22 protein-coding genes are annotated in these 23,061 nt (G+C 70.5%); 12 read left to right on the top strand and 10 right to left on the bottom strand.

Annotation, left to right across the window (positions count from 1 at the left end):
- Nucleotides 1–15 precede the first annotated feature (15 nt).
- The 3 genes from VFX14_03420 to VFX14_03430 are packed head-to-tail and all read left to right on the top strand — an operon-like array spanning nt 16 to nt 7,083.
- A complete protein-coding gene (locus VFX14_03420; protein ID HEU5188717.1) occupies nt 16–4,866 on the top strand; it encodes a GAF domain-containing protein in 4,851 nt (1,616 codons plus the stop codon).
- Nucleotides 4,850–5,899 carry an adenylate/guanylate cyclase domain-containing protein gene (locus VFX14_03425; GenBank protein ID HEU5188718.1) on the top strand — a complete coding sequence of 350 codons (1,050 nt, stop codon included), beginning with the start codon at nt 4,850–4,852 and terminating at the stop codon, nt 5,897–5,899. Before VFX14_03420 ends, VFX14_03425 begins: the two co-directional genes overlap by 17 nt.
- Entirely contained in the window at nt 5,896–7,083 is a 1,188-nt protein-coding gene (locus VFX14_03430; GenBank protein ID HEU5188719.1) for a D-arabinono-1,4-lactone oxidase, read from the top strand. The genes VFX14_03425 and VFX14_03430 overlap by 4 nt, the downstream gene beginning before the upstream one ends.
- Here the strand turns inward: VFX14_03430 and VFX14_03435 are convergent.
- The 4 genes from VFX14_03435 to VFX14_03450 all read right to left on the bottom strand — a co-directional run bounded on the left by VFX14_03435 (nt 7,061) and on the right by VFX14_03450 (nt 9,989).
- On the bottom strand, nt 7,061–7,783 hold the full coding sequence (locus VFX14_03435; protein ID HEU5188720.1) for a VOC family protein: 723 nt from the start codon (nt 7,781–7,783) through the stop codon (nt 7,061–7,063). The genes VFX14_03430 and VFX14_03435 overlap by 23 nt on opposite strands.
- 5 nt (nt 7,784–7,788) lie before the next feature.
- Nucleotides 7,789–8,163 (bottom strand): hypothetical protein, encoded by a 375-nt coding sequence (locus VFX14_03440; GenBank protein ID HEU5188721.1) that lies wholly within the window; start codon nt 8,161–8,163, stop codon nt 7,789–7,791.
- On the bottom strand, nt 8,160–9,449 hold the full coding sequence (locus VFX14_03445; protein ID HEU5188722.1) for an LLM class flavin-dependent oxidoreductase: 1,290 nt from the start codon (nt 9,447–9,449) through the stop codon (nt 8,160–8,162). The genes VFX14_03440 and VFX14_03445 overlap by 4 nt, the downstream gene beginning before the upstream one ends.
- A 177-nt stretch (nt 9,450–9,626) precedes the next feature.
- Nucleotides 9,627–9,989, bottom strand: coding sequence for a hypothetical protein (locus VFX14_03450; protein ID HEU5188723.1), 363 nt, complete (start codon nt 9,987–9,989; stop codon nt 9,627–9,629).
- A 152-nt stretch (nt 9,990–10,141) separates the two neighbouring features.
- Between VFX14_03450 and VFX14_03455 the strand changes: the two genes are divergently transcribed.
- On the top strand, nt 10,142–10,573 hold the full coding sequence (locus VFX14_03455) for a universal stress protein (GenBank protein HEU5188724.1): 432 nt from the start codon (nt 10,142–10,144) through the stop codon (nt 10,571–10,573).
- Nucleotides 10,574–10,594: 21 nt separating this feature from the next.
- On the opposite strand, the gene VFX14_03460 is transcribed toward VFX14_03455, so the two are convergent.
- Nucleotides 10,595–11,095 carry a hypothetical protein gene (locus VFX14_03460; protein HEU5188725.1) on the bottom strand — a complete coding sequence of 167 codons (501 nt, stop codon included), beginning with the start codon at nt 11,093–11,095 and terminating at the stop codon, nt 10,595–10,597.
- A gap of 90 nt (nt 11,096–11,185) precedes the next feature.
- Here VFX14_03460 and VFX14_03465 point away from each other — a divergent pair, with 90 nt between their 5' ends.
- Nucleotides 11,186–12,757: an alkaline phosphatase D family protein gene (locus VFX14_03465; protein HEU5188726.1), complete on the top strand. Its 1,572-nt coding sequence runs from the start codon at nt 11,186–11,188 to the stop codon at nt 12,755–12,757.
- On the opposite strand, the gene VFX14_03470 is transcribed toward VFX14_03465, so the two are convergent.
- On the bottom strand, nt 12,754–13,563 hold the full coding sequence (locus VFX14_03470; protein HEU5188727.1) for a vitamin K epoxide reductase family protein: 810 nt from the start codon (nt 13,561–13,563) through the stop codon (nt 12,754–12,756). The genes VFX14_03465 and VFX14_03470 overlap by 4 nt on opposite strands.
- A gap of 46 nt (nt 13,564–13,609) precedes the next feature.
- Here VFX14_03470 and VFX14_03475 point away from each other — a divergent pair, with 46 nt between their 5' ends.
- Together VFX14_03475 and VFX14_03480 are read left to right on the top strand one after the other, a co-directional pair.
- Nucleotides 13,610–14,659 (top strand): GntG family PLP-dependent aldolase, encoded by a 1,050-nt coding sequence (locus VFX14_03475; protein ID HEU5188728.1) that lies wholly within the window; start codon nt 13,610–13,612, stop codon nt 14,657–14,659.
- The gene (locus VFX14_03480) at nt 14,656–15,150 is read left to right on the top strand and encodes a cupin domain-containing protein (protein HEU5188729.1); all 495 of its coding nucleotides are present in this window, start codon (nt 14,656–14,658) and stop codon (nt 15,148–15,150) included. Before VFX14_03475 ends, VFX14_03480 begins: the two co-directional genes overlap by 4 nt.
- 22 nt (nt 15,151–15,172) lie before the next feature.
- Here VFX14_03480 and VFX14_03485 read toward each other — a convergent pair whose 3' ends face one another.
- Genes VFX14_03485 through VFX14_03495 form a run of 3 tightly spaced genes read right to left on the bottom strand, consistent with a single transcriptional unit; the run spans nt 15,173 to nt 17,256 of the window.
- The gene (locus VFX14_03485) at nt 15,173–15,631 is read right to left on the bottom strand and encodes a MaoC family dehydratase (protein ID HEU5188730.1); all 459 of its coding nucleotides are present in this window, start codon (nt 15,629–15,631) and stop codon (nt 15,173–15,175) included.
- A 3-nt stretch (nt 15,632–15,634) separates the two neighbouring features.
- Complete coding sequence (locus VFX14_03490) at nt 15,635–17,035, bottom strand: amidase (protein ID HEU5188731.1); 1,401 nt, start codon at nt 17,033–17,035, stop codon at nt 15,635–15,637.
- Nucleotides 17,032–17,256 (bottom strand): hypothetical protein, encoded by a 225-nt coding sequence (locus VFX14_03495; GenBank protein ID HEU5188732.1) that lies wholly within the window; start codon nt 17,254–17,256, stop codon nt 17,032–17,034. Before VFX14_03495 ends, VFX14_03490 begins: the two co-directional genes overlap by 4 nt.
- Before the next feature lie 44 nt (nt 17,257–17,300).
- On the opposite strand from VFX14_03495, the gene VFX14_03500 reads away from it, so the two are divergent.
- Complete coding sequence (locus tag VFX14_03500; GenBank protein ID HEU5188733.1) at nt 17,301–18,113, top strand: RNA methyltransferase; 813 nt, start codon at nt 17,301–17,303, stop codon at nt 18,111–18,113.
- A 9-nt stretch (nt 18,114–18,122) separates the two neighbouring features.
- Entirely contained in the window at nt 18,123–18,512 is a 390-nt protein-coding gene (locus tag VFX14_03505) for a cyclic nucleotide-binding domain-containing protein (protein HEU5188734.1), read from the top strand.
- On the opposite strand, the gene VFX14_03510 is transcribed toward VFX14_03505, so the two are convergent.
- On the bottom strand, nt 18,509–19,048 hold the full coding sequence (locus tag VFX14_03510; GenBank protein ID HEU5188735.1) for a DinB family protein: 540 nt from the start codon (nt 19,046–19,048) through the stop codon (nt 18,509–18,511). The genes VFX14_03505 and VFX14_03510 overlap by 4 nt on opposite strands.
- A 63-nt stretch (nt 19,049–19,111) precedes the next feature.
- Between VFX14_03510 and VFX14_03515 the strand changes: the two genes are divergently transcribed.
- The 3 genes from VFX14_03515 to VFX14_03525 are packed head-to-tail and all read left to right on the top strand — an operon-like array spanning nt 19,112 to nt 23,048.
- Complete coding sequence (locus VFX14_03515; GenBank protein HEU5188736.1) at nt 19,112–20,152, top strand: 2-dehydropantoate 2-reductase; 1,041 nt, start codon at nt 19,112–19,114, stop codon at nt 20,150–20,152.
- Nucleotides 20,149–21,327 carry a mandelate racemase/muconate lactonizing enzyme family protein gene (locus tag VFX14_03520; protein ID HEU5188737.1) on the top strand — a complete coding sequence of 393 codons (1,179 nt, stop codon included), beginning with the start codon at nt 20,149–20,151 and terminating at the stop codon, nt 21,325–21,327. Before VFX14_03515 ends, VFX14_03520 begins: the two co-directional genes overlap by 4 nt.
- Nucleotides 21,328–21,350: 23 nt before the next feature.
- Nucleotides 21,351–23,048: a glutamine--tRNA ligase/YqeY domain fusion protein gene (locus VFX14_03525; protein ID HEU5188738.1), complete on the top strand. Its 1,698-nt coding sequence runs from the start codon at nt 21,351–21,353 to the stop codon at nt 23,046–23,048.
- Nucleotides 23,049–23,061: the final 13 nt, after the last annotated feature.

Genomic DNA, 23,061 nt, shown 5'->3' on the forward strand with positions numbered 1-23,061 from the left:
TGCGAGGCCTACGACGTGGTCATTTTCACCAGAGAGGGCGAGCACCTCCGCGTCGGCGCGCACCACGGGCCCATTCCCCTGGACTTCACCGAACAACCGATCCGGCCTGACTGGGTCACGGGACGCGCCGTGCTGGACCGCGCCGCCGTGCACATTCCCGACATCGCCCAGGACCACGGGTACGAGCTTGGCTCGGTGGCGCAGGCGGCCGCCTTTCGCGCCACCGTGGCCATCCCTATCCTGCGCGATGGCGTGCCCATCGGCGCCATCTCGCTGCTCCGCTCCGAGCCCGGCCCCTTCTCCGACCGCCACATCGAGCTGCTCCGGACCTTCGCCGACCAGGCCGTCATCGCCATCGAGAACGTGCGCCTCTTCAACGAGCTCGACGTCCGCAACCGCGACCTGACCGAGACCTTGGAGCAGCAGACGGCCACCAGCGAGATCCTGCGCGTGATCTCGTCCTCGCCGACGGACATCCAGCCGGTGCTCGACGCGGTCGCCGCGAACGCCGCGCGCCTGTGTGACGCGTACGACGCGCAGATCTACCGCGTGGAGGGGGATCGTCTCCAGCTGACTGCGTCGTTGGGGCCGATCCCGCCGAACGCGGGCGCGCCCATCAATCGCGGCTGGGTCACCGGCCGGTCGGTAGTCGACAAGCGGACCACGCACGTGCACGACTTGGCCGCGGAGTCCGAGAGCGAGTACCCGATCGCCAAGGAAACCCAGCGACGGTTCGGGCATCGGACGACCCTCGCCACGCCCCTCCTGCGAGAAGACCAGGCGCTCGGCGCGATTCTCATCCGTCGCATGGAAGTGCGCCCCTTCTCTGAGAAGCAGATCAAGCTCCTCGAGACGTTCGCCGACCAGGCGGTCATCGCCATCGAGAACGTGCGCCTGTTCAAGGAGCTGGAGGTCCGCAACCGCGACCTCACCCAGACCCTCGAGCAGCAAACCGCGACGAGCGAGATCCTCCGCGTCATCTCAGGCTCGCCCACCGACGTGCAGCCGGTCTTCGACACGATCGTGGAGCGTGCCCGCCGGCTCTGCGAGGCCGATTCCGCGTCGCTGCTCACCTACGACGGCACGCTCGTCCACATGGGCGCCATGTCGGATCAGACGAATCGCGAGCAGGCGCACGCGCTGCACGCGGCCTATCCGATGCCGGCCACCCGGGGCCACGCGTCGGGCCGCGCCATCCTCACCGGCCACGCGGTTAGCATTCCCGACGTGCGCGAGGATCAGGAATACGCGCTGGCCGATCTCCGGGACACGGTCGGGCTCCGGACCCTGCTCTCGGTGCCCATGATCCGGTCCGGTCAGCCCATTGGCGCCATCACCATGCAGCGCTGGGGGACCCCGCGCCCCTTCTCCGCCAAGCAGGTGGCGCTGCTGGAGACGTTCGCCGAGCAGGCGGTCATCGCCATCGAGAACACACGCCTGTTCAAGGAGCTGGAGGTCCGCAACCGCGATCTCACCGTGACCCTCGAGCAGCAGACCGCGACAAGCGAGATCCTCCGGGTCATCTCGAGCTCGCCCACCGACGTCCAGCCAGTATTCGACACGATTGCGCTGAGCACCAAGCGGTTGTGCGACGCGGAGTTCTGTCATATCTTCCGCTTCGACGGCAAACTGCTCCACTTCGTGGGCCACCACGGGCTGCCGTCCGAGGGAGTCGAAGCCATACGCCGCGCCTACCCGCTCCCGCCCGGCCGGACCAGCGCAGCGGCCCGGGCCGTCCTCAGCGGCCAGATCGAGCAGATCCCGGACATCGAGGCTGACCCCGACTATGCGCATGTCGCGATCGCCCGCCTTGTGACGTACCGGAGCATTGTGGCGGTTCCCTTGATGCAAGAGGGTCGCGCCGTCGGCGCGATCGCAGCGGGTCGATCGAGCACCGGACTGCTCCCCGAGCGCCAGCTCGAGCTGCTCAAGACCTTCGCCGACCAGGCCGTCATCGCCATTCAGAACGTGCGGCTCTTCCAGGAGCTCGACGCGCGCACGCAGGACCTCACACGCTCGGTGGGGGAGCTGAAGGCCCTTGGCGAGGTGAGCCAGGCGGTCAGCTCCACGCTCGACCTCGAAGCCGTGCTTGCGACCATCGTCAGCCGCGCCGTGCAGCTCTCGGGCAGCCACAGCGGCATCGTGTACGAGTTCGACGAGGCCACGGAGACTTTTCATGCCCGGGCCACCCACGAGATCACGTCCGAGCACCTCGAGGCCCTGCGCGCCGCGCCGATTCACCTGGGCGAAGGGGCAGTGGGCACCGCGGCGGCCATCCAGAAACCCGTTCAAGTGCCGGACATCCAGGACGAGCGGCAGCTCGTGGCGCACCAGGCGCGCGCGCACCTGATCCGCCAGGGCCTGCGCTCGCTCCTCGCCATGCCCCTCATCCGCGAGGGCCGGCTGTTCGGCGGCCTCGTCATCCTGCGCCGCGAGGCCGGGGAGTTCGCGCAGGAAGTCCTCACCACCATGCAGACGTTCGCGGCCCAGTCCGTGCTCGCGATCCAGAACGCGCGCCTCTTCGTGGAGATCCAGCGGCAGAAGCAGTACTCGGACGTGCTGGTGGAGTCGAGCCCGGTGGCCATCGCCACCATGGACCTCCAGGGCATGGTGGTGGGCTGGAACCCCGCGGCGGAACGGCTTTTCGGCTACCCCTCCGCCGAGGCCGTCGGCCGCAGCATGGAGGTGCTGGTGGCCACTCCGGAGATCCGCGACGACGTGCGCGGCAACGTGGAGCGAACGCTGGCCGGCGAGTGGATCCGCGATATCACGCGCCGGGTTCGCAAGGACGGCTCGCTGATCGACGTGGAGATCTCCTCGGTGCCCGTCATAGTGGAGGGCGCGCGCGTCGGCATGATCGCGATCTATCACGACATCACCGAGCTGCTCCAGGCCCGCCGCGAGGCGGAGGCGGCCAACGAGGCCAAGGGCGCGTTCCTCGCCACCATGAGCCATGAGATACGCACGCCCATGAACGCGGTGATCGGGATGAGCGGGTTGCTCCTCAACACGAGCCTCAGCGCCGAGCAGCGCGAGTACGCGGAGATCGTCCGCCAAAGCGGCGACACGCTGCTCACCGTCATCAACGACATCCTCGACTTCTCGAAGATCGAGGCGGGGCGGCTCGAGCTGGAGACACAGCCGTTCGACCTGCGCGAGTGCGTGGAAGGCGCCCTCGACCTCGTGGCCACCCGCGCCGCCGAGAAGGGCCTCGATCTGGCCTATCTCCTCGGCGAGGGCACGCCGGGCGCCATCGTGGGCGACGTGACGCGGCTGCGCCAGGTGCTCCTGAATCTCCTGTCCAACGCGGTCAAGTTCACCGAGCGCGGCGAGATCGTCCTGTCCGTGACCACGCGCCGGCCGGACGATGCCGGCGGGCTCCCCGAGCTCACGTTCTCCGTCCGCGACACCGGCATCGGCATTCCCGAAGACCGCCTCGGGCGGCTCTTCCAGTCGTTCAGCCAGGTGGATGCCTCCACCACGCGCCGCTACGGCGGCACCGGGCTCGGCCTCGCCATCAGCCAGCGCCTCACCGAGCTGATGGGCGGCCACATCACGGTGACGAGCGACGTCGGCGTGGGCAGCGAGTTCCGCTTCACGCTTCGCGCGGCGCCCGCCGCCGCCCCCGTCCCCACGCGCCGGGACCTGACCGGCGTGCAGCCGCCGCTGCGCGGCAAGCGCGTGCTCGTGGTGGACGACAACGCCACCAACCGCCGCATCCTCGCCTCGCATCTCGAGGTGTGGGGCATGCTCGCCCGCGTCTCCGAGTCGCCGCTCGAGGCGCTCGCCTGGCTGGGCGGCGGCGAGCGCTTCGATCTCGGCATTCTTGACATGCACATGCCGGAGATGGACGGGGTAGCCCTCGCCCATGCAATTCGCGAGCGCGCGAACGGTCCCGCGATGCCCCTGATCCTTTTCACGTCGCTGGGCCGGCGCGAGGCGCGCGCGGACGAGGAAGGATTCGCCGCCTACCTCCACAAGCCCATCAAGCCGTCCCAGCTGTTCGACGCGCTAATCTCCGTCCTCGGCGACCAGCCCGTGCACGTGCCGGAGCGGGGCACGGTACGCACCGAGCTCGACGCCGAGATGGCGACCCGTCACCCGCTGCGCATCCTCCTCGCCGAGGACAACGTGGTGAACCAGAAGGTCGCCACCCGCCTCCTCGGCCAGATGGGTTACCGGGCGGACATCGCCGCCAACGGGCTCGAGGCCGTCGCGGCGGTGGAGCGCCAGACCTACGACGTGGTGTTGATGGATGTGCAGATGCCGGAGATGGACGGCTTCGAGGCCTCGCGCGAGATCAACCGGCGCTGGCCCAGCAACCGCCCGCGCATCGTGGCCATGACCGCCAACGCCATGGAGGGCGACCGCGAGCTCTGTGTGGCGGCCGGCATGGACGACTACGTGGCCAAGCCCATCCGCATCGAGGAGCTGGTGGGGGCGCTGGGACGCTGCCAGACGCGCGAGGACGCGGCCCCGCGCCCCCACGCGGTGGCCGCCGCCAGCGCCCCGGCCGCCGACGTCGTCGACCGCGCGGTGATCGATCGGCTCGGCGAGACCATGGGCCGCGACTTCGCCGTCGAGCTGATCGACACGTTCGTGGCGGACGCGCGAGATCTGCTCGCAGCGATCCAACGCGCGCTCGCCGCCTCCGACCGCGACGGGTTCCGGCGGGCCGCCCACACGCTCAAGTCCACCGGGGAGAGTCTGGGCGCCTTCGCCCTCGCCGCCCTGGCCCGCGAGCTGGAGTCCATCGGCCAGGCCGGCCGATTGCACGAAGTCGGCAACCGGGTGGACCGCCTCGCTGACCTCTACGAGCGCGTCGCCCACGCGCTGGGAGCGATCAAGGGTGACCTCAGCACCTAGCGGCCCGCCGGGCCGGCTCCTCGTCGTCGACGACAATCGGGTGAACCGCCTGCTGCTGGGGCGCGCCCTCGAGCAACTCGGGCACACCGTGACCTTCGCGGAGAACGGGCGCGATGCCGTGGAGTCGCTGCGCAAGAGCCGCGTGGACCTCGTCCTGCTCGACATCGAGATGCCGGAGATGGACGGCTATCAGGTGCTGGCGGCGCTCGGCGCGGATACGCAGCTCCGCGACATTCCCATCGTCATGATGTCGTCGCTGGAGGAAGTGGACAGCGTCGCCCGCTGTATCGAGTTGGGCGCCGAGGACTATCTCTTCAAGCCGGTGAATCCCATCCTGCTCAAGGCGCGCGTAGGCGCCAGCCTGGAGAAGAAGCGCCTGCGCGATCAGCAGCGGGAGCTGTTCCGCAAGTTCGCCACCGCCGAGGTGGCCGAGGAGCTGCTCACGAGCGGGCTCACCTTGGGCGGCAAGGACGTCGAAGCCAGCGTGATGTTCTCGGACATCCGCGCGTTCACCAGCCTCACCGAGTCGCGCTCGCCCGCCGACACGATCGAGCTCCTGAACAGCTACTACACGCTGATGTTCGACGCCATCGGCGCCCACGGCGGCATCGTGAACCAGATGATGGGTGACGGGCTCATGGCCGTGTTCGGCGCGCCCCTGCCCCGTCCCGACCACTGTGACCGCGCGGTGCGCGCGGCGCTCGACATGCTCGCGCTGGTGGATGGGTTCAACCAGGAACAGGTGCGGCGGGGTGGTGTGGAGATCCGCATCGGCATCGGCATCGCCTCGGGTCCGCTCGTCGCCGGCTTCACCGGCACCCAGCAGCGCGTCACCTACACCTGCGTGGGCGAGTGCGTGAACCTCGCCGCGCATCTCGAGCAGCACACCAAGGTGATCGGCCGGGCCATCTTGATCGACGAGAACACGCGCAAGGGCATCGGCGAGCGCGTGCGCGTGGAGTCGCACGGCACCGCGCAGCTCAAGACCCGCAGCCACGCCGTCGCCATCTACTCGGTGCCGCCGGGTCAGTGACCCGCGGCTTCCGCGACTGGCGGAACTGGTCGGGCTCGGCCGAATGCCGGGCCGCTTTTTTCGCCGCCCCGACCACCGAAGCCCACGTGGTCGACGTGGTGCGCGCGGCCGCGCGCGCCGGACAGCCCGTGCGCGTCGCCGCCACCGGCCATTCCTTCGTGCCCCTCTGTGCCACCGAGGGCGCGCTGCTCACCCTCACCGGCCTCGTTGGGGTGGTGTCGGCCGATCCGGCCGCCGGGCTCGCCACCGTGTGGGCGGGCAGCACCATTCAGCAGCTCGGCCCGCGGCTGCGCGCCCTGGGCCTGGCCATGGTCAACATGGGCGACATCGACCGGCAGGGCATCGCCGGGGCCGTGTCCACGGGCACCCACGGCACCGGGCGCGCCCTCGGAAGCATCTCGACGCAGGTGGACGGCCTGCGCCTCGTCGGGGCCGAGGGGGACATCGTGGAGTGCGACGCCGTCCGCGACCCCGAGCTCTTCCAGTGCGCGCGGGTGGCGCTGGGCACGCTCGGCGTGCTCACGCAGGTGCGCCTGCGCGTGCTGCCCGCCTATCGCCTCCGCGAGCAGAAGTGGGAGGAGCCCTTCGATGCGTGCATGGAGCGACTGGCGGATCACATCGCGGCCACGCGGCACTTCGAGTTCTTCTGGCGGCCGCGCACCGACGGCTGTGAGATGAAGGCGCTCCAGTCGACCGACGCCGCGCCGGCCACCGTCGCCGGGCGCGCCGGCGAGCGCATCGGCTGGAGCGACGAGATCCTCCCTACCGAGCGGACGGTGAGGTTCAACGAGACGGAGTTCGCGGTGCCCGAGGCGGCCGGCCCCGACTGCATCCGCGAGATCCGCGCGCTCATGCGCACCCGCCATCCCGACGTCGTGTGGCCGCTCGAATATCGCACCCTCGCCGCCGACGAGATCCCGCTGAGCCCCGCCCACCGCCGCGCCACCGTCACCATCTCCGTGCATCAGGCGGCGGAGCTGCCCTACGCCCGCTTCTTCGCCGACGTCGAGGCCGTGTTCCGCAATCACCGCGGCCGGCCACACTGGGGCAAGCATCACACGCATCGGGCGGCGGAGCTCGCCGCGCTCTATCCGGAGTGGGAACGCTTCCAGGCCGTCCGGCGCCGCGTCGATCCGCGCGGACGCTTCCTGAACGACTACCTCAGGCGGCTCCTCGACCCCTGAAGGTCGCGCCCAGCACGGGGTGCGGCCCCGCCGGCAGCGCGAGCGGCCGCGCGCTCGCGACCTCCAGGGCGAGCGGGCCCTCGTCGCCGCGCGAGTCGAGCTCGACCACGAGCCGCATCGGGGAGCCCGGCCAGCGGTACGTGACTTCACCGCCTTCTGTCTCCTCCGCGACGCCTCCGAGAATTCCGACCCACTGGCGGTCCGCCCGCTCGCGCGAGTGCGCGCGCATCCGCAGCCCCAGCACGGTCACGGGCGGAGGCGCGTCCGGCATGCCCGGAGGCGGATCGCCGGGCCCGCCGTCGTCCCCGTGCGACTCGGCGAGCTGCACGACGATGCCGAGCGCCTCCTTCGGGTGGAGGAACGCCTCGATCCAGCGCGGGTCGGAGTCGTCGAAGCCCACCGGATTGAGCCCGGCGTCCCGCGCCCGCTCGCAGGCTGCCCGCGTGCTGGGCACCTTGAACGTCACGTGGTGTAGACCAGGCCCCCGCTGGGCGAGGAAGCGATGGAGAAAGCCGTCGTCCCCGCGCGGCTCGAGGGCCTCGATCATGCCGCCGCCCTCGTAGCGCCACACCCCCCAGCGGAACACCGCGGAGGGCGCGCCCGCGAGGGGGACCCCGCCAAGCACGCCGGAGAGGAACGGCGCCGCGTCGGCGAGGCGGGGCAGACCGATGGCGATGTGGTCGAACCGGACCCGCGCCACCCCGCTCAGACCTTCCAGGCCCGGGTGTCGAAGCTGTCCGGGAGCGGGATGAACAGGCTGCGGCGCGGACCCTGCACCTCGCGCGTGATGTGGCCCTGACCCGTGGTGTCGTCCGCGAGCATGATGTCGCCGGGCCCGAAGCGCCGCTTGGTCCCGTCGCCGCACTCCACCTCGACGAGGCCGGCCAACGTGATCACGAACTGCCGGCGCGGCGCCACGTGAAAGTCGAGCGCGCCGCCCACCGGCGTCTCGCGAAAGATCACCCCGGATGACGGCACGAGGTCAGAGAGCGTGCCGTAGCTGCTCGGCTTGAGGGGAATGTCGAGATCCTCGAAGTGCGAGCGCCCGTCGGCGCCCGTGTAGATCCGTGCCGCTTTCATGAGCGCTCCATGATCTCGCGCATCTTCCGGAAGACGAGCGCGCGCTGGCGATTGGCCTCGGGCAGCGTGGACAGATCGACCTCCGCGACGGTGAGGCCGTAGGCGGGATACGTCGGGATTTCCTCGTCGGCGAGGGGCTTGAGGCGGTCCTTACGCTCGAACGCGGCATCCACGTAGGGGGCGAGCTCGCGGGCCTTCTTCTCCGCGCGCGCCGCCTCGCGGGCGCGGAACTCCGGCATGACGTCGCGGGCGAACAGCTCGAGCGCCTCGCAGATGTGCTCGTGCTGGTTCTTGCCGCCCTGCTGGATGAAGACGGTCTGATCCACCCCGGCGTCCTCGAAGCTGGCGAGGTGCGCGCGGAGCTGCGCGGGGGTGCCGATGCCGCCGGTGCCGCCGCCCATCAGCTCCATGCCCATCGCGTCGCGCACCGCCACGTACTTGTTCCAGATGTTGGTGCGCCCCGGCTTGTGGGTGCCGAAGGAGTAGTGGTGCCCCAGGGCGAACTGGAAGAAGCGGAAGCCGTCGGTGCCCCGGCGCCGCGCCTCCGCCTCGTCCGGGTGACACGAGAACGAGGTCACCATGGCGATGTTGGGGTTCACCGCGTGGCCGATCGGCACGCACTCCCGCTTGAAGGTCTCGTAGTAATCGTCCACCCACTGGCGCGCCTCGGCGGGATCGATGAACGCGAACGTCAGCGCGCCGATGCCGAGCTGGGCGGCGAGGTGGATGGTATTGCGGTTGGAGCACGCCACCCAGATGGGGGGATGGGGCTTCTGCACGGGCTTGGGCACCACGTTGCGGACCGGCATCGAGAAGTACTTCCCCTGAAAGCCCGGATAAGGGTCCATCATCATCATGTTGGCGACCTGCTCCACCGTCTCGCGCCACATCGCCCGCCGCTCGTTGGGGTCGATCCCGAAGCCCTCCAGCTCCGCGCGCGAGGCGGATTCGCCGGTGCCCCAGTCCACGCGGCCGTTGGACACGAGGTCCAGCGTGGCGATGCGCTCGGCGACGCGGGCGGGCGGGTTGTAGCCCGGCGGCATCAGCACGATGCCGTGGCCCAGGCGGATCCGCTTGGTCCGCTGCGAGGCGGCCGCGAGGAACACCTCGGGCGCGGAGGAGTGGGAGTACTCCTCGAGGAAGTGATGCTCGACCTCCCAGGCGTGGTCGATGCCGAGGCGATCAGCCAGCTCCACCTGGTCGAGGGCGTCCTGGAACAGGCGCTGCTCCACGCCCTCCGTCCACGGGCGCGGCAGCTGATGCTCGTAGAAGATGCCGAATTTCATCCACGGCCTCCTTGCCGGCCTCGCATCGTATCATGCGCGCGCCGATCCGGGACGCGGCGACTAGGAGATGGAGATCGCGGGAAAGCGAGATAAGACTGACTTGAGGGCGATGAGGGTTGGAGAGGAGCCACGGCGGGGCGGACCCGGGTCGGGGCCCGCCCCGCATGTCGCGATGGATCAGGCTGCGCGGCGTAGTGTCGGCGCAGCGGCCGGCCTCGCCGGCAACGGCACCACATCCGGGCGGCTCACGACGAGGTCGTAGCCGGCCGGCACGCCCGCCGCCACCGCGGACCAGGTACGCTCGACCATCCAGTCATAGCCCGTCGGGGCGGTGAGCACCACGCGCCCGTGCTGAGTGAAAGTCGGCGCGGTCACGTCCACCGTGACGAACGCCTCTCCGCCCAGCCTCTGACGGACCGCCGAGCGTGCGCGAGCCGCCACCTGATCGGCCGCCTCGCGTCGCCGGTCCGAACGGACCGCAAGCACCAGGGGCAAGGCCACCATCGCGATCACAATCAACCCTACCAGTACGGCTCCCATGATGGTTTACCTCCACACATTCAGATGGACTGCTCCCCGCGAAGGATTCGTCTCGAAGTATGGACGAAATCGGGCGAATTGCCCGATAACTGTCCGGAATCGCTGGGGTGCGTGCGGCCCTCTAAAAGCCAGAGGAAAGGAGGACGACATCAATGGCAAAGCGAATTCTGGTCCCACTCGACCGGAGCGAGCAAGCCGAAGCCGTCCTGCCCATCGTCGCCGATATCGCCCGCAGCAGCGGGGGCACCGTGCGCCTGATCAACGTGGCGCGAGTCCCCGAGCAGAAGTTCGGTGACTACGGGCGGGTCGTGGCCTACGAGAGTCAGGAGATCGAGCGCGTGACATACAGCCGGCTCGATTACCTGCGCGACGCCGAGGTGCAGCTGAACGGCGTGCCCGTGGAGTCCGTGGTGCGCTTCGGTGACCCGGCGCAGGAGATCGCCCACGAGGCGGAGGCCTTCGGCGCCGACCTGGTTGCGGTCACCGCGCCACGGCGCGGCTGGTTCGGCCGTCTCTACGGCAGCCTGGCCAGCTCGCTCCGGCGCAAGACGACGATCCCGCTGCTCGTGCTCGCGGAGTCCTGAGGGACGGAGATCCGGGCGCGACTACTTGGTCGCGCTCGGATCGGCTCCCAGGGTGAAGAACGCCGCGCCCAGGCCGGAGAACTGGGCGCGCACGCGCCAGGGCGCGGGCCCCACCTGGTCCAGCGCGAAGTACGCAACCGTGTTGCCGGCGGCAACCGGATCACCCACCGGGAACGTGGTACCGAAGCCTACCCCTGAGCCGACCGCCACACCGCCGCCGCGGTACGAGCTGCCGCCCATTCCGACCCCGATGCCGACTCCGCTGCTGCTCGGGTAGTAGCTGGGAAACTCGACGGTCTGTGGGCGAATCGCGGTGCCATCGGCCTTGAGGATCTGGAGGTCCTCGAGCCGCGTTCCGCGCGTATCGATCTCCACACGGACGCGATCCATCAGCACCGTGTAGTCCGCTGACACCGGCGCGCCAACGCCGGGCGCCTCCGCCTTGTAGCGAAGTGTCGGTGAGGCGCAGCCTGTCAGGAGCAGGACACCGGTGAGGAGCGCGGCCGCGCGGCGGTGTGACATGGGACGATTCTACCGCGACCGGCGACGCGCCAAGCATTCGCACCCATTGGCATCGCGAATCCGCGTGTGGCGCGCATGAGGCTCCGAGTTATGATCGCGGACATGATGTCGCCTGATCGACGGGCGTTCCTCAAGGGCGTCGCCGCTCTCGCGGCCACCGCCTCGATCATGCGGCCGCGGGCAACCTGGGCGCAGGCGCGGCCCCGCTTCGCCGATCATCCTTTCAAGCTGGGCGTGGCCTCGGGCGATCCCCTCCCTGACGGCATGGTGCTCTGGACGCGGCTCGCGCCCGACCCCCTGCGGGGCGGCGGCTTGCCGGCGGAATCCGTGATCGTCCAGTGGGAGGTGGCCGAGGACGAGGGCATGAGGCACGTGGCGCGGAAGGGCTCCACGGTCGCCTCGGCCGATCTCGGTCATTCGGTGCACGTCGAGGTGGATGGCCTCAAGCCCGGGCGGGTGTACTGGTACCGCTTCCACGCCGGCGCGGAGTCCTCGCCGGTCGGCCGCACACGCACCGCACCCGCGCCGGGCGCGCCGCCCGAACGTCTGCGCTTCGCATTCGCGTCGTGCCAGCACTGGGAGTCCGGCTTCTACGCGGGCTATCGGCACATGCTGGACGACGACCTCGATCTCATCTGCCACCTTGGCGATTACATCTACGAGGGCTCGTTCCGGTCCCCGCCCGTGCGCCGGCACGATCAGCCCGAAGCGAAGGATCTCGAGACCTACCGGCTGCGGCACGCGCTGTACAAGACCGATCCCGACCTCCGCGCCGCGCACGCGGCCTGTCCCTGGGTCGTGACCTGGGACGATCACGAGGTCTGCAACGACTACGCCAACGACCACAGTGAGTATCGCGGCGACCCGCGGACCTTCCTCCAACGGCGCGCCGGCGCCTATCAGGCGTACTACGAGCACATGCCCCTGCGCCGCGCCTCCCTGCCCCGTGGGCCCGCCCTGCATCTCTACCGCGCGCTCGGCTGGGGCGGCCTGGCGGACTTCTTCGTGCTCGACAACCGCCAGTACCGCTCGGTGCAGCCCTGCGGCGAGGGGCGGCGCGGCGGCGGTCAGCTCGTCGAGGCGACGTGCATGGAGAATGTCGCGGCCGCGCAGACCATGCTGGGCACCACGCAGGAGGCGTGGCTCTTCGAGGGGCTTCGGCGCGCGGGCTCCCGCTGGACCATCCTGGCCCAGCAGCAGCTCATGGCCGCGCTGCGCCAGCGCGACCGGAATGGCGCGGAGGCGTACTGGACCGACGCCTGGGACGGCTATGCGGGGGCGCGGCAGCGGCTCCTCGCGCATCTCCGGGACGCGCGGGTGCCGAACCCGGTGGTCATCGGCGGCGACATTCACTCCTACTGGGTCACCGATCTCCAGGTGGAGCCGCGCGAGGGCGCACCGGTCGTCGCCAGCGAGTTCGTGGGCACCTCGATGACCTCGCCGAGCATCCCCTACGAGACCTTCGCCCGCTTTTTGCCGGAGAATCCGCACGTACGCTTCTTCGAGAGCCGCCAGCGCGGCTACGTGCGCTGCACGGTCACCGCGGACCGCTGGCTCACCGAGCTGCGCGTGCTCGACAACGTCGCCGACCGGCGATCGGCCATCGGCACGCTCGCGAGCTTCATTGTCGAGAGCGGACGGCCGGGGCCGCAGCGCGTCTAGGGGGCCTTGAAGGCCGACACGCGCGCGAGATCCTCGAGGGACTGCACGCCCTCGCGGCGCTCGGCCCCGATCACCCAGGTGGGGAACACGCGCACGCCCGCGCGCTCGCAGCGTTCCGGCTGCGCGTTGGCGCCCTTGGGATCGCACTCCACGTAGGGCAGGCTGCCGGCCGCGCCGCCGAACAGCGCCTTCTGCTCCTGGCAATGCGGGCACCAGAAGGCTCCGTAGAACGTGGCGCCCGACTTCGCGAGGTGCTGGGCCAGCGCCTGCTGATACGGCGTGACCGGCGCCTCGGCGCCCGCGAAAATGAAGGCGCCGGCCACCACGGCGAGGCCGGCGCACACCAGGCCGAGCACCGTGAGCCCGGCGCCCGATGCCCGCGGCGCGGGACGGCGCGCGGCCAGCACGATCACGAGCACCGTCATGATCAACGCCGACGCGAGGCACCAGACGCACGCGGCACCCAGCTCGAACAGCGAGAGATAGGTCAGGTAGGCGGAGAAGCCGAAGCCGGCCGCCGCCACCACGAACGCCGCTTGCCATCGCGCGCGATCGAAGCCGACCAGGGCGAGGCCTAGGATCACGGCGTACGCCAGTGCCCCCCAGAAGGCGGTGGGCGCACCCAGGATGGTCGCGTAGCGGCTGGCCTGGACGATGTCACACGCCGTGCCGGCAGTGCAGAAGAGCGGCGTGCCGCCGGTCCACTTGAGCCAGGCGAGGTAGCCGGCCACCGCGAGGCCGACCAGGGCCAGCATGGCGATCAGTGGATCGCGGCGCGGAAGACTGACGACCCGGCGGGGAGGCATGGCGCCCACTGTACACCGTGACGTATCATCTGCTGGGAGGTATCCGATGAGCGTGCCGATCCAGGTCGATCTCTTCAGCGACACCGTGACCCGCCCCACCCAGGAGATGCGCCGCTTCATGTGCGACGCCGAAGTGGGTGACGAGCAGAAGTTCGAGGATCCGACGGTGAACCTGCTCCAGGAGATGGTGGCCGAGCTCCTGGGGAAGGAGGCCGCGCTCTTCCTCCCCTCGGGGACCATGTGCAACGAGATCGCCATCCGGGTGCACTGCCGCCCGGGCGACGAGATGATCGCGCACCGCACCGCGCACCCCATCCACTACGAGTCGGGCGGCCCCGCCGCGCTGGCCGGCGTGAACGTGCGCGCCGTCGACGGAGCCCGGGGGCAGTATACCGCCGCCGCCGCCGAAGAGGCGGTGCGGGCGCCCGCCGTCCGCTACTTCCCGCGCAGCCGGCTCCTCTGGGTGGAGCAGACGGCCAACCTCGGCGGCGGCAGCGTGTGGCCCCTTCGCGAGATCGAGGCGGTCACCGCGGTGGGGCGGCGCCACGGCCTCGCTACCCACATGGACGGCGCGCGGCTCATGAACGCGGTGGTGGCGAGCGGCGTCGCCGCGCGCGACTTCGCCGCGCCGTTCGACTCGGCGTGGATCGACTTCACCAAGGGCCTCGGCGCGCCCGTGGGCGCCGCCATCGCGGGCTCGCGCGAGTTCATCGGCGAGGCCTGGCGGCTCAAACAGCAGATGGGCGGGGCCATGCGCCAGGCCGGCATCATCGCCGCCGGGGGCGTCTTCGCCCTGCGGCACCATGTGAAGCGGCTGGCCGAGGATCACACCAACGCCAAGCGACTGGCCGAGGGCCTCGCCGCGCTGCCCGGCGTGCGCCTCGATCCCAAGGACGTGGAGACCAATCTCGTCTTCTTCGACCTCACGGGGCCGCTCGACGCCAACACCGTGGTGGAGCACCTGCTCGCGCGCGGGATCCGGATGGGCGCGATGGGCGCGCGGACGATCCGCGCGGTCACCCATCTCGACGTGAGCGCGGCGCAGGTCGAGCAAACGCTCGAGGCGGCGCGCGCGGTGCTGGGAGGGGGGCGATGAGCCCCAGCGAGCCCCATCGCGGTCACGCGGTGGTGGTACAGCCGGGCGAGGGACCGTCGTACTGGCAGCCCGTGCCCGCCAACGGCCACGCCGACCCTGCCCTCTATCCGGAGAGCACGCGCTACGCGGGTCTCTCCATGGGCTATCAGTCCATCGCGCCGGGCGGGCGAGTGCGGGAGCACTCGCACGGCGATCAGGTGGAGCTACAGATCTGCTTCCGGGGCAAGGGCCGCGTGGTGGTGGACGGCCGTTCGCACCCGCTCGTCCCCGGCACCGCCTGCTTCCTCGGCATGGACGTGAAGCACGAGATCATCAACGAGGGCACGGACGACCTCGTGATGATGTGGATCGTCGCGCCTCACGGCCTCGAGCACTTCTTCAAGGCCATCGGCCGCCCCCGCCGGCCGGGCGAGCCCGCGCCCGAGCCCTTCGCGCGCCCGACCGACGTCGTGGCCATCGAGCGCGCGCTGGGAATGAACGACACGGCGTAGCCCGTAGCCACGGCCCCGTGGCTCAGGCGTACTGGATGCCGAGCGTCTCCGCGACCATCGCAGGGCGGTCCTTCCCCTCGACCTCGATCACGGACTCGAAGGTTAGCCGCACGCCGTTGCCCTCGACGGGGTCGACGGCCTTCAGGGTGGAGCGCAGCCGCACCCGCGCGCCCGCCGGCACCGGCGTCACGAAGCGCACCTTGTTCGAGCCGTAGTTCACGCCCCGTGAGCGCTTGGTCACCTTCAGGAGCTCCGGCATCATCCGCGGGAGCAGCGATAGCGTGAGATAGCCGTGGGCGATGGTCTTGCCGCCGGGCAGCTCGCGCTTGGCGCGCTCCACGTCCACGTGAATCCACTGATGATCGCCGGTGGCCTCGGCGAACTTGTCGATCATGGCCTGGTCCACCGTGACCCAGGACGACGGACCGAGCGTCTCCCCGACGTGCTTGCTGAGCTCCTGCGGCGTCTCGACGACCAGCATGGGCTAGTCCTCCACGGGTGGATGCTTGGTATGCCAGTCCGTCCGCGCCTGGATGGCGCGGCCGGCGGCGAGCAACGTGTTCTCCTCCCAGGCGCGGCCCATGAGCTGGAGGCTCGTGGGCAGCCCGCGCTCGCCGAAGCCGTTGGGCACGATCAGGCCGGGCAGGCCCGCGCCATTGCCCACGGCGCCCATGATGTCGCGGGACGTGCCGCGCATGCCGCCGCGGAACTCCTGGCCGAGGGGCGTGGCCACGGTGAGCCGGCCCGGCGCCACGAGCACGTCAAAGCGCTCGAAGATCCGGTCGATCTCGCGCGCCATCATGCCGCGCACGCGCGTGGCCTTCACGTAATCCTTGGCGAGCACGGCGTCGCGCGCGTAGGGCATGAAGTGGTCCTCGGGCGCGGTGAGCCCGGCGACTCCGCCGGTCTCGATGAACTCGTCGAAGGCGCTTGCCGCCTCGCCTTGGAGGATGATGCGGATCGCCGCCTCCCACGGCAGATCGGGCAGCGCGGTGTCCTCCACCGTGCCGAGCTCGCGCAGGAGATCCAGCGAGCGGCGATAGGCCGCCAGCATGTCCTCGCTCACCCCGTCGAGGGCGTTGGCGAGCACGCCGAAGCGGAAGCGCCGCGGGCCGTCCTCCACGGCGTAGCGATACGGGCGCGCGCTCGTGGTGGGATCAGCCGGGTCCACGCCCGCGATGGCCTCGAGCACCAGCCCACAGTCGTCCGCGCTGAGGGCCATGGGCCCCAGCTTGTCGAGGGTCCAGCAGAGGGCCATCGCGCCGTGACGGCTCACCCGCCCGTACGTCGGGCGCAGCCCGGTGATGCCGCAGTTTCCCGACGGCGAGAGGATCGAGCCCCAGGTCTCCGACCCGATGGCGAACGGGACGAGGCCCGCGGACACCGCCGCGCCCGAGCCGGAGGACGAGCCGCCGCTCCACGCATCGCGGCTCCACGGGGTGGTGACGGGCCCGGTGAACGACGCGTTGGGCTGGCGATAGCCCATGCCGCCCGCCAGCTCGATCATCGCGAGCTTGGCGCAGAGCACGGCGCCGGCCGCGCTGAGCCGCTGGATCACCGTTGCGTCCTCGGCGAACTGCTGGCCCTTGAACGGGCCGGCGCCCCAGCTGGTGGGAATGCCGCCGCCGGTGGCGAGGAGATCCTTCGCGCCGTAGGGAATGCCGTGGAGCGGCCCGCGGTAGCGGCCCGCCGCGATCTCCTGCTCGGCGCGCCGGGCCTCGGCGAGCGCGCGCTCCCGCGTCACCGTCACGACGGCGTTGTAGCGCGGGCCGATCTTCTCGAGCCGGGCGAGGAAGATCTCCGTGAGATCCACCGGCGACACGCGCCGCGCGCGCACGTGCCCGGCCAGCTCGCGGAGCGGCATCCAGACGGGATCGATGGTCATGCCGTGGGCCGCTCGTCCGCGCGATAGGCACGGAACGGAGGCGTGGGCTCCTCCGCGTTCCCCAGCCGCACGGCGCGCACCGCGCGGGCCTGGTCCACCACGGCCTCGATCGCCTTGCGCAGGCCGTCGAGCTGCTGCGCGTTCAGGCGCGCGCCGTAGCGCGCGGTCACCAGCGCGAACAGGGCATCCACCTCGGCAGGCGCGGCCTCGCCGTCCGTCATCAGGTGTGCATACTAGGGGCCTCCGGAGATATTGTCCAGGCGGCATGGCGAGCGTCGAGACCATCGAGCACCCCGACGATCCGCGGCTCGCGGACTACCGCGAGATTCGCGACGCCGCGCGCCGGCTCCGCGACGGCACCTTCATCGCCGAGGGCCGCGAGGTAGTGCGCCGGCTGCTGTCGGCGGGCCGCTATCAGGCGCGCTCCGCGTTGCTCACGCCGCCCGCCCTGGACGCGCTTCGGGCGCCGCTCATGGCGGCCGGCGTGCCGATCTATCTCGTGCGCCAGGACATCGTGAAGGCGATCGTGGGGATCGAGTTTCACCACGGCTGCCTCGCGGTGGGCGAGCGCGGCGTGGAGCCCTCGGCGGAGGCCGTGCTCGTGGAGGCGCGCGGCGCCCCGGTGGTCGTGCTCGAGGATCTGGGCGACGCGAGCAACGTGGGCTCGATCTTCCGCAACGCGCTCGCTCTCGGGGCCGGGGCGACGCTGCTCTCGCCCGGAACGGCGGATCCCCTCTATCGGAAAAGTATTCGCGTATCGGCCGGCGCGGCCCTGGCCCTGCCGTTCGCCCGCCTGCCCGACTGGCCGCGCGAGCTCAAGCGCCTCCGCGACGCGGGCTATACCCTGCTCGCCCTGACTCCGCGGGCGGAAGCGCGGGACATCGGCGCAGCGAGCGCCCATTTTCCGCGGACCGCGCGCGTCGCCCTCATGCTCGGCACCGAGGGACGCGGCCTCACCGAGGACGCGCTCGCCGCCGCCGATCTCCAGGTGCGCATCCCGATGGCAGCGGGGATGGACTCGCTCAACGTGGCGACCGCCGCGGCGGTCGGCCTCCACGTGCTGTCCAGGCTCGGCTAGGCGGTGCGAATGGCCGCTCCCGAGCGCCGGATCGCCGGCATGCCGTCGAGGACGTTCGAGCGCGGGGCCGCCGTCTTCCGTCAGGGGGATGTCGGGCCGCGCGAGGCCTACCTGGTGCACGAGGGCACGATCGAGGTGCGTCGCCGGGTCGGCGACGAGGAACGGACGCTGCGCATGCTCAGGAAGGGCGACCTCCTGGGCGAGGTCGCGCTCTTCGGCCACGCGCCACACTCCGCCACCGCGGTCGCCCTCGAGCGCGCCGTCCTGCTCGTCATCGCCGCCGACCGTCTCGAGCGTCTCGTGCGGACGAAGCCGGCGCTGGCACTCGCCCTCATCCGGCAGCTCGCGCGGATGGCGTCCGCAACCGAGGACGCAGGCCGCCGAACGTCCGGGCGCTAGACGCCCGCGGCTGGCGCGGCGCCGACCAGGGTGCGCGCGAGCTCGATCTCCCCGAAGTGGGTCATGCCGTGCGTGAGGCACACCGTGCCCAGCGCGACGATGCCCGGCATCTCGCCGAGCGGCTTCACCATGATGGTCTTGCCCAGGACGGTGTCACGGTCGGGCCGCGCCAGGAGCTCGTCGGTGCTCGCCCACACCCTCGCCACGTAGTCCTTGAAGAGGGCGAGGTCCTTGATGCGCAGCCCCTGCGCTTCTGCGACCGTCATGCCCGTCCCCTGGGCCACCGGCGGCAGGCCGAGCTTCTCCGCGTAGCCTCCCTCGCCCCACACCGTCGGCCGCCGGTCCTGGAGGAGGTAGCGGACCACGTTGTCCTCGGTGCGCGCGTAGTGCCAGAGGCCCCACGCGATGGTGTTGGCCTTGGGGTGCCCCGCCGGGACGGCGTGGAGCTGCTCGGGCGTGAGGTCGACGAGCGACTTGTCGAGCGAGGCGTGAAGGCGCTTGAGACCGAGCTGGATGAACTCGACGGCGCTGAGCATGGGGGCCCCCTCCCGGTGGGCGCGGCCATGATAGCCTAGCCGGGCTCGGCGAAAGGAGAGGTCATGCGGATCGGGATCATCGGGGCGGGCGCGATCGGGTGCGTGGTGGGTGGGCTGCTCGCGAAGGTGGGCGAGGACGTCACGCTGGTGGATCAGTGGCCGGAGCACGTGGAGACGATGCGCGCCAAGGGGCTGCGCCTCTCCGGCACCTGCGGCGAACACGTGGTGCCGGTGCGCGCGCTCCACATCCACGAACTCCAGCAGGTGGCCGAGCCTTTCGACGCAGTGTTCGTGGCCGTGAAGTCGTATGACACCGAGTGGGCCACGGCGATGGGCGTCGCGTACCTCAAGCCGGACGGCGTGGTGGTGGATTTCCAGAATGGCATCAACGATCACCGGGTGGCCGCGGTGGCGGGGCGCGAGCGCACGCTCGGCTGCGTGATCCTCATCAGCGCGGGGATGTACGAGCCCGGCCACGCCATGCGCACGGACGCGGGCAAGTCGGCCTTCAAGATCGGCGAGCACGACGGGCGCATCACGCCGCGCGCCCAGCGGCTCGCGCAGATGCTGTCCGCCATCGCGCCCGCCGAGGCCACCGCCAATCTCTGGGGCGAGCGCTGGTCCAAGCTGGCGCTGAACTGCATGGTGAATCCGGTGTCGGGGCTCTCCGGCTACGGCACCGCGGAGGTGCGCCTCGATCCCGCGATGCGCCGCCTCGCCGTGTTCCTGGGCGCCGAGGCCATCACGGTGGGTCGCGCGGCGGGCTTCGAGGTGGAGCCCATCTGGGGCATCGCGACCCAGCGCTTCGTCGACGCCGCCGCCGGCAAGGGCCTGGCCGAGGTGGAGGCCGCGGTGTCCGCGGACGCCGCGAGCCGCCGAGGGGGCCGCCCGTCCATGCTGCAGGACGTGATGCGCGGGCGCCGCACCGAGGTCGAGCATCTCAACGGTTACGTCGCCAACGAAGGACAGCGCCTCGGCGTCCCCGCGCCGCTCAATGCGGCGGTGGTGGAGGTGTTCCGCGCCCACGGCGCCACCGTGAAACCGGATCCGGCGCATCTAGAGCCGCTCTATCGCCTCATCCCCGGCGGGGTGCCACGCGCATGAAGATCGCCGCGATCGAGACCCTTCACGCCGACGGCGGCTGGCGCAACTTCGACTTCGTCAAGCTGACGACGGACTCGGGCATCGTGGGCTGGAGCGAATACAACGAGAACTTCGGGGGGCCCGGCGGCGTCACGGGGATGGTCGAGGCCCTCACGCCCTCGCTGCTGGGCAAGGACGCGCGGGCATGGGAGGCGCAGGTGGCGCTGATGTACGCGCTGCGGCGCCAAGCCACGGGCGGCGTGGTGCAGCAGGCCATCGGCGCCATCGAGAACGCGCTGCTGGATGCCAAGGCCCGCGCCCTCGGGATCCCGGTGTACGAATTGCTCGGCGGGCCCCTGCGCGAGCGCATCCGCCTCTACTGGTCCCACTGCGCGACCTATCGCGTCGGCAACCGCGCGAAGGACATGCAGCTCCCACCCATCCGCACGTTGGACGACATCGCGAAGATGGGCAAGGAAGTGGTGGCCAAGGGCTACACGGCGCTCAAGACCAATGTGCTGCTGCTGGGCGGGGAGCAGTCCTCGGGCTACGTGCCGGGCTTCGCCCGGAGCGCGGGGTTCCCGGAGCTCAACGCGGACCGCCATATCCAGCAGGCGATCCGCGAGCAGCTCGCCGCCTTCCGCGAGGGCACCGGACCTGACATGGACATCCTGGTGGACCTCAACTTCAACTACAAGACGGAGGGCTTCCTCGCCATGGCGCGCGCCATGGAGCCCTTCGATCTCTTCTGGGTGGAGATGGACACGCGCGATGCGCGGGCCCTCCACTACGTGCGCAGTCGCACCAAGATTCCCGTGGCCTCCTGCGAGTGTCTGTTCGGCCGGCGCGACTATCGCCCGTTCTTCGAGCAGCAGTCCGTGGACGTAGCCATCGTGGACACACCCTGGAACGGCGTGGCCGAGGGCCTGAAGATCGCGACCATGGCGGAGGCGTACGAGGTGAACGTGGCCCCGCACAACTTCTACGGCCACCTCGCGACCATGATGAACGCCCACTGGAGCGCGGTGGTACCGAACCTCCGCATCATGGAGATCGACCCCGACGTGGTGCCCTGGTACCACGACCTGGTGACGGCGAAGCCCGACATAAAGGATGGCTACCTCACCATCCCGCGCGGGCCCGGCTGGGGCACCGAGGTGAACGAGGCCGCGGTGCGGGCGCATCCGGGGCGCTGATCGCGGATGATAGAATTCGACCGATGACCGACAGCGCCGCGCCCGCGCCCACGCCGGGCAAGCACTTCATCCACCAGGCGGTCACGGAGGACAACCGCACGGGCCGCTTCGGCGGCCGCGTGGTCACGCGCTTCCCGCCCGAGCCCAACGGCTATCTGCACATCGGCCACGCCAAGAGCATCTGCCTCAACTTCGGCCTGGCGCGCGACTTCGACGGGACCTGCCATCTCCGCTTCGACGACACCAACCCCACCAAGGAGAGCGTGGAGTACGTCGAGTCGATCATGGCCGACGTGCACTGGCTGGGCTTCGACTGGGGGAAGAACCTCTTCTACGCCTCCGACTACTTCGAGCAGCTCTATCAGTGGGCCGAGGACCTGATCCGCAAGGGCCTCGCCTACGTGGACGATCTGAGCCCCGAGGAGATGCGCGAGCATCGCGGCACGCTGACCGAGCCCGGCCGCCCCAGCCCCCACCGCGACCGCCCGGCGGAGGAGAACCTCGACCTCTTTCGCCGCATGCGCGCGGGCGAGTTCGAGGACGGGACGAAGACGCTGCGGGCGAAGATCGATATGGCCTCCCCCAACGTGAACATGCGCGATCCCGTCATGTACCGGATCCGCCGCGCGCCGCATCACCGCACCGAGAACCGCTGGTGCATCTACCCCATGTACGACTGGGCGCACGGCCTCTCGGACTCCATCGAGCGCATCACGCACTCCATCTGCACGCTGGAGTACGAGGACCACCGCCCGTTGTACGACTGGTACATCGAGGCGGTCGGCGTCTATCACCCGCAGCAGATCGAGTTCGCGCGGCTCAACCTCTCTCATACCGTCATGAGCAAGCGGCGCCTGCTCGAGCTGGTGGAGGGCCGTCACGTCTCCGGCTGGGACGATCCCCGCATGCCCACGATCGCCGGGCTCCGCCGTCGCGGCTACACGCCGGAGGCCATCCGCGACTTCTGCGACCGCATCGGCGTGGCCAAGGCCGACAGCATGGTGGACGTGGCGCTCCTCGAGCACTGCATCCGCGAGGATCTCAACCGCCGCGCCAACCGCGTGATGGCGGTCCTCCGCCCGCTGCGCCTGGTCGTCGAGAACTACCCCGAGGGCCAGGTCGAGGAGCTGGATGCGGTGAACAATCCTGAGGACCCGGCCGCGGGCACGCGCAAGCTCCCCTTCTCGCGCGTCCTCTACATCGAGGCGGACGACTTCCGCGAGGATCCGCCGAAGAAGTACTTCCGTCTCTCGCCGGGCGCGGAAGTGCGCCTGCGCTACGGCTACTTCGTGCGCTGCACCGGGGTCACCAAGGACGCGACCGGCCAGGTCACCGAGGTGCGCTGCACCTACGACCCCGCCACCCGCGGCGGTGACGCGCCCGACGGCCGGCGCGTGAAGGGCACCATCCACTGGGTCTCGGCCCAGCACGCGATCCTCGCCGAGGTGCGCCTCTACGACCATCTCTTCGCCAAGGCCAACCCCTCCGACGACAAGGACGGCCTCGACTGGAAGGCGCATCTGAATCCCGCCTCGCTCGAGCGCATCCCCGAGGCCAAGGTGGAGCCCGGGCTCGCCGGCGCCAAGCCGGGCACGCGCTATCAGTTCGAGCGCGTGGGCTACTTCACGGTCGATCCGGATTCCCGGAAGGGCGGGCTCGTGTTCAACCGGACCGTCGGCCTGCGGGACACCTGGGCCAAGATCGAGAAGAGCGGCGGGTGAAAGAGCCCCTCAC

It is taken from the genome of Candidatus Methylomirabilota bacterium (assembly GCA_035764725.1).
Lineage (GTDB): Bacteria > Methylomirabilota > Methylomirabilia > Rokubacteriales > CSP1-6 > DASRWT01.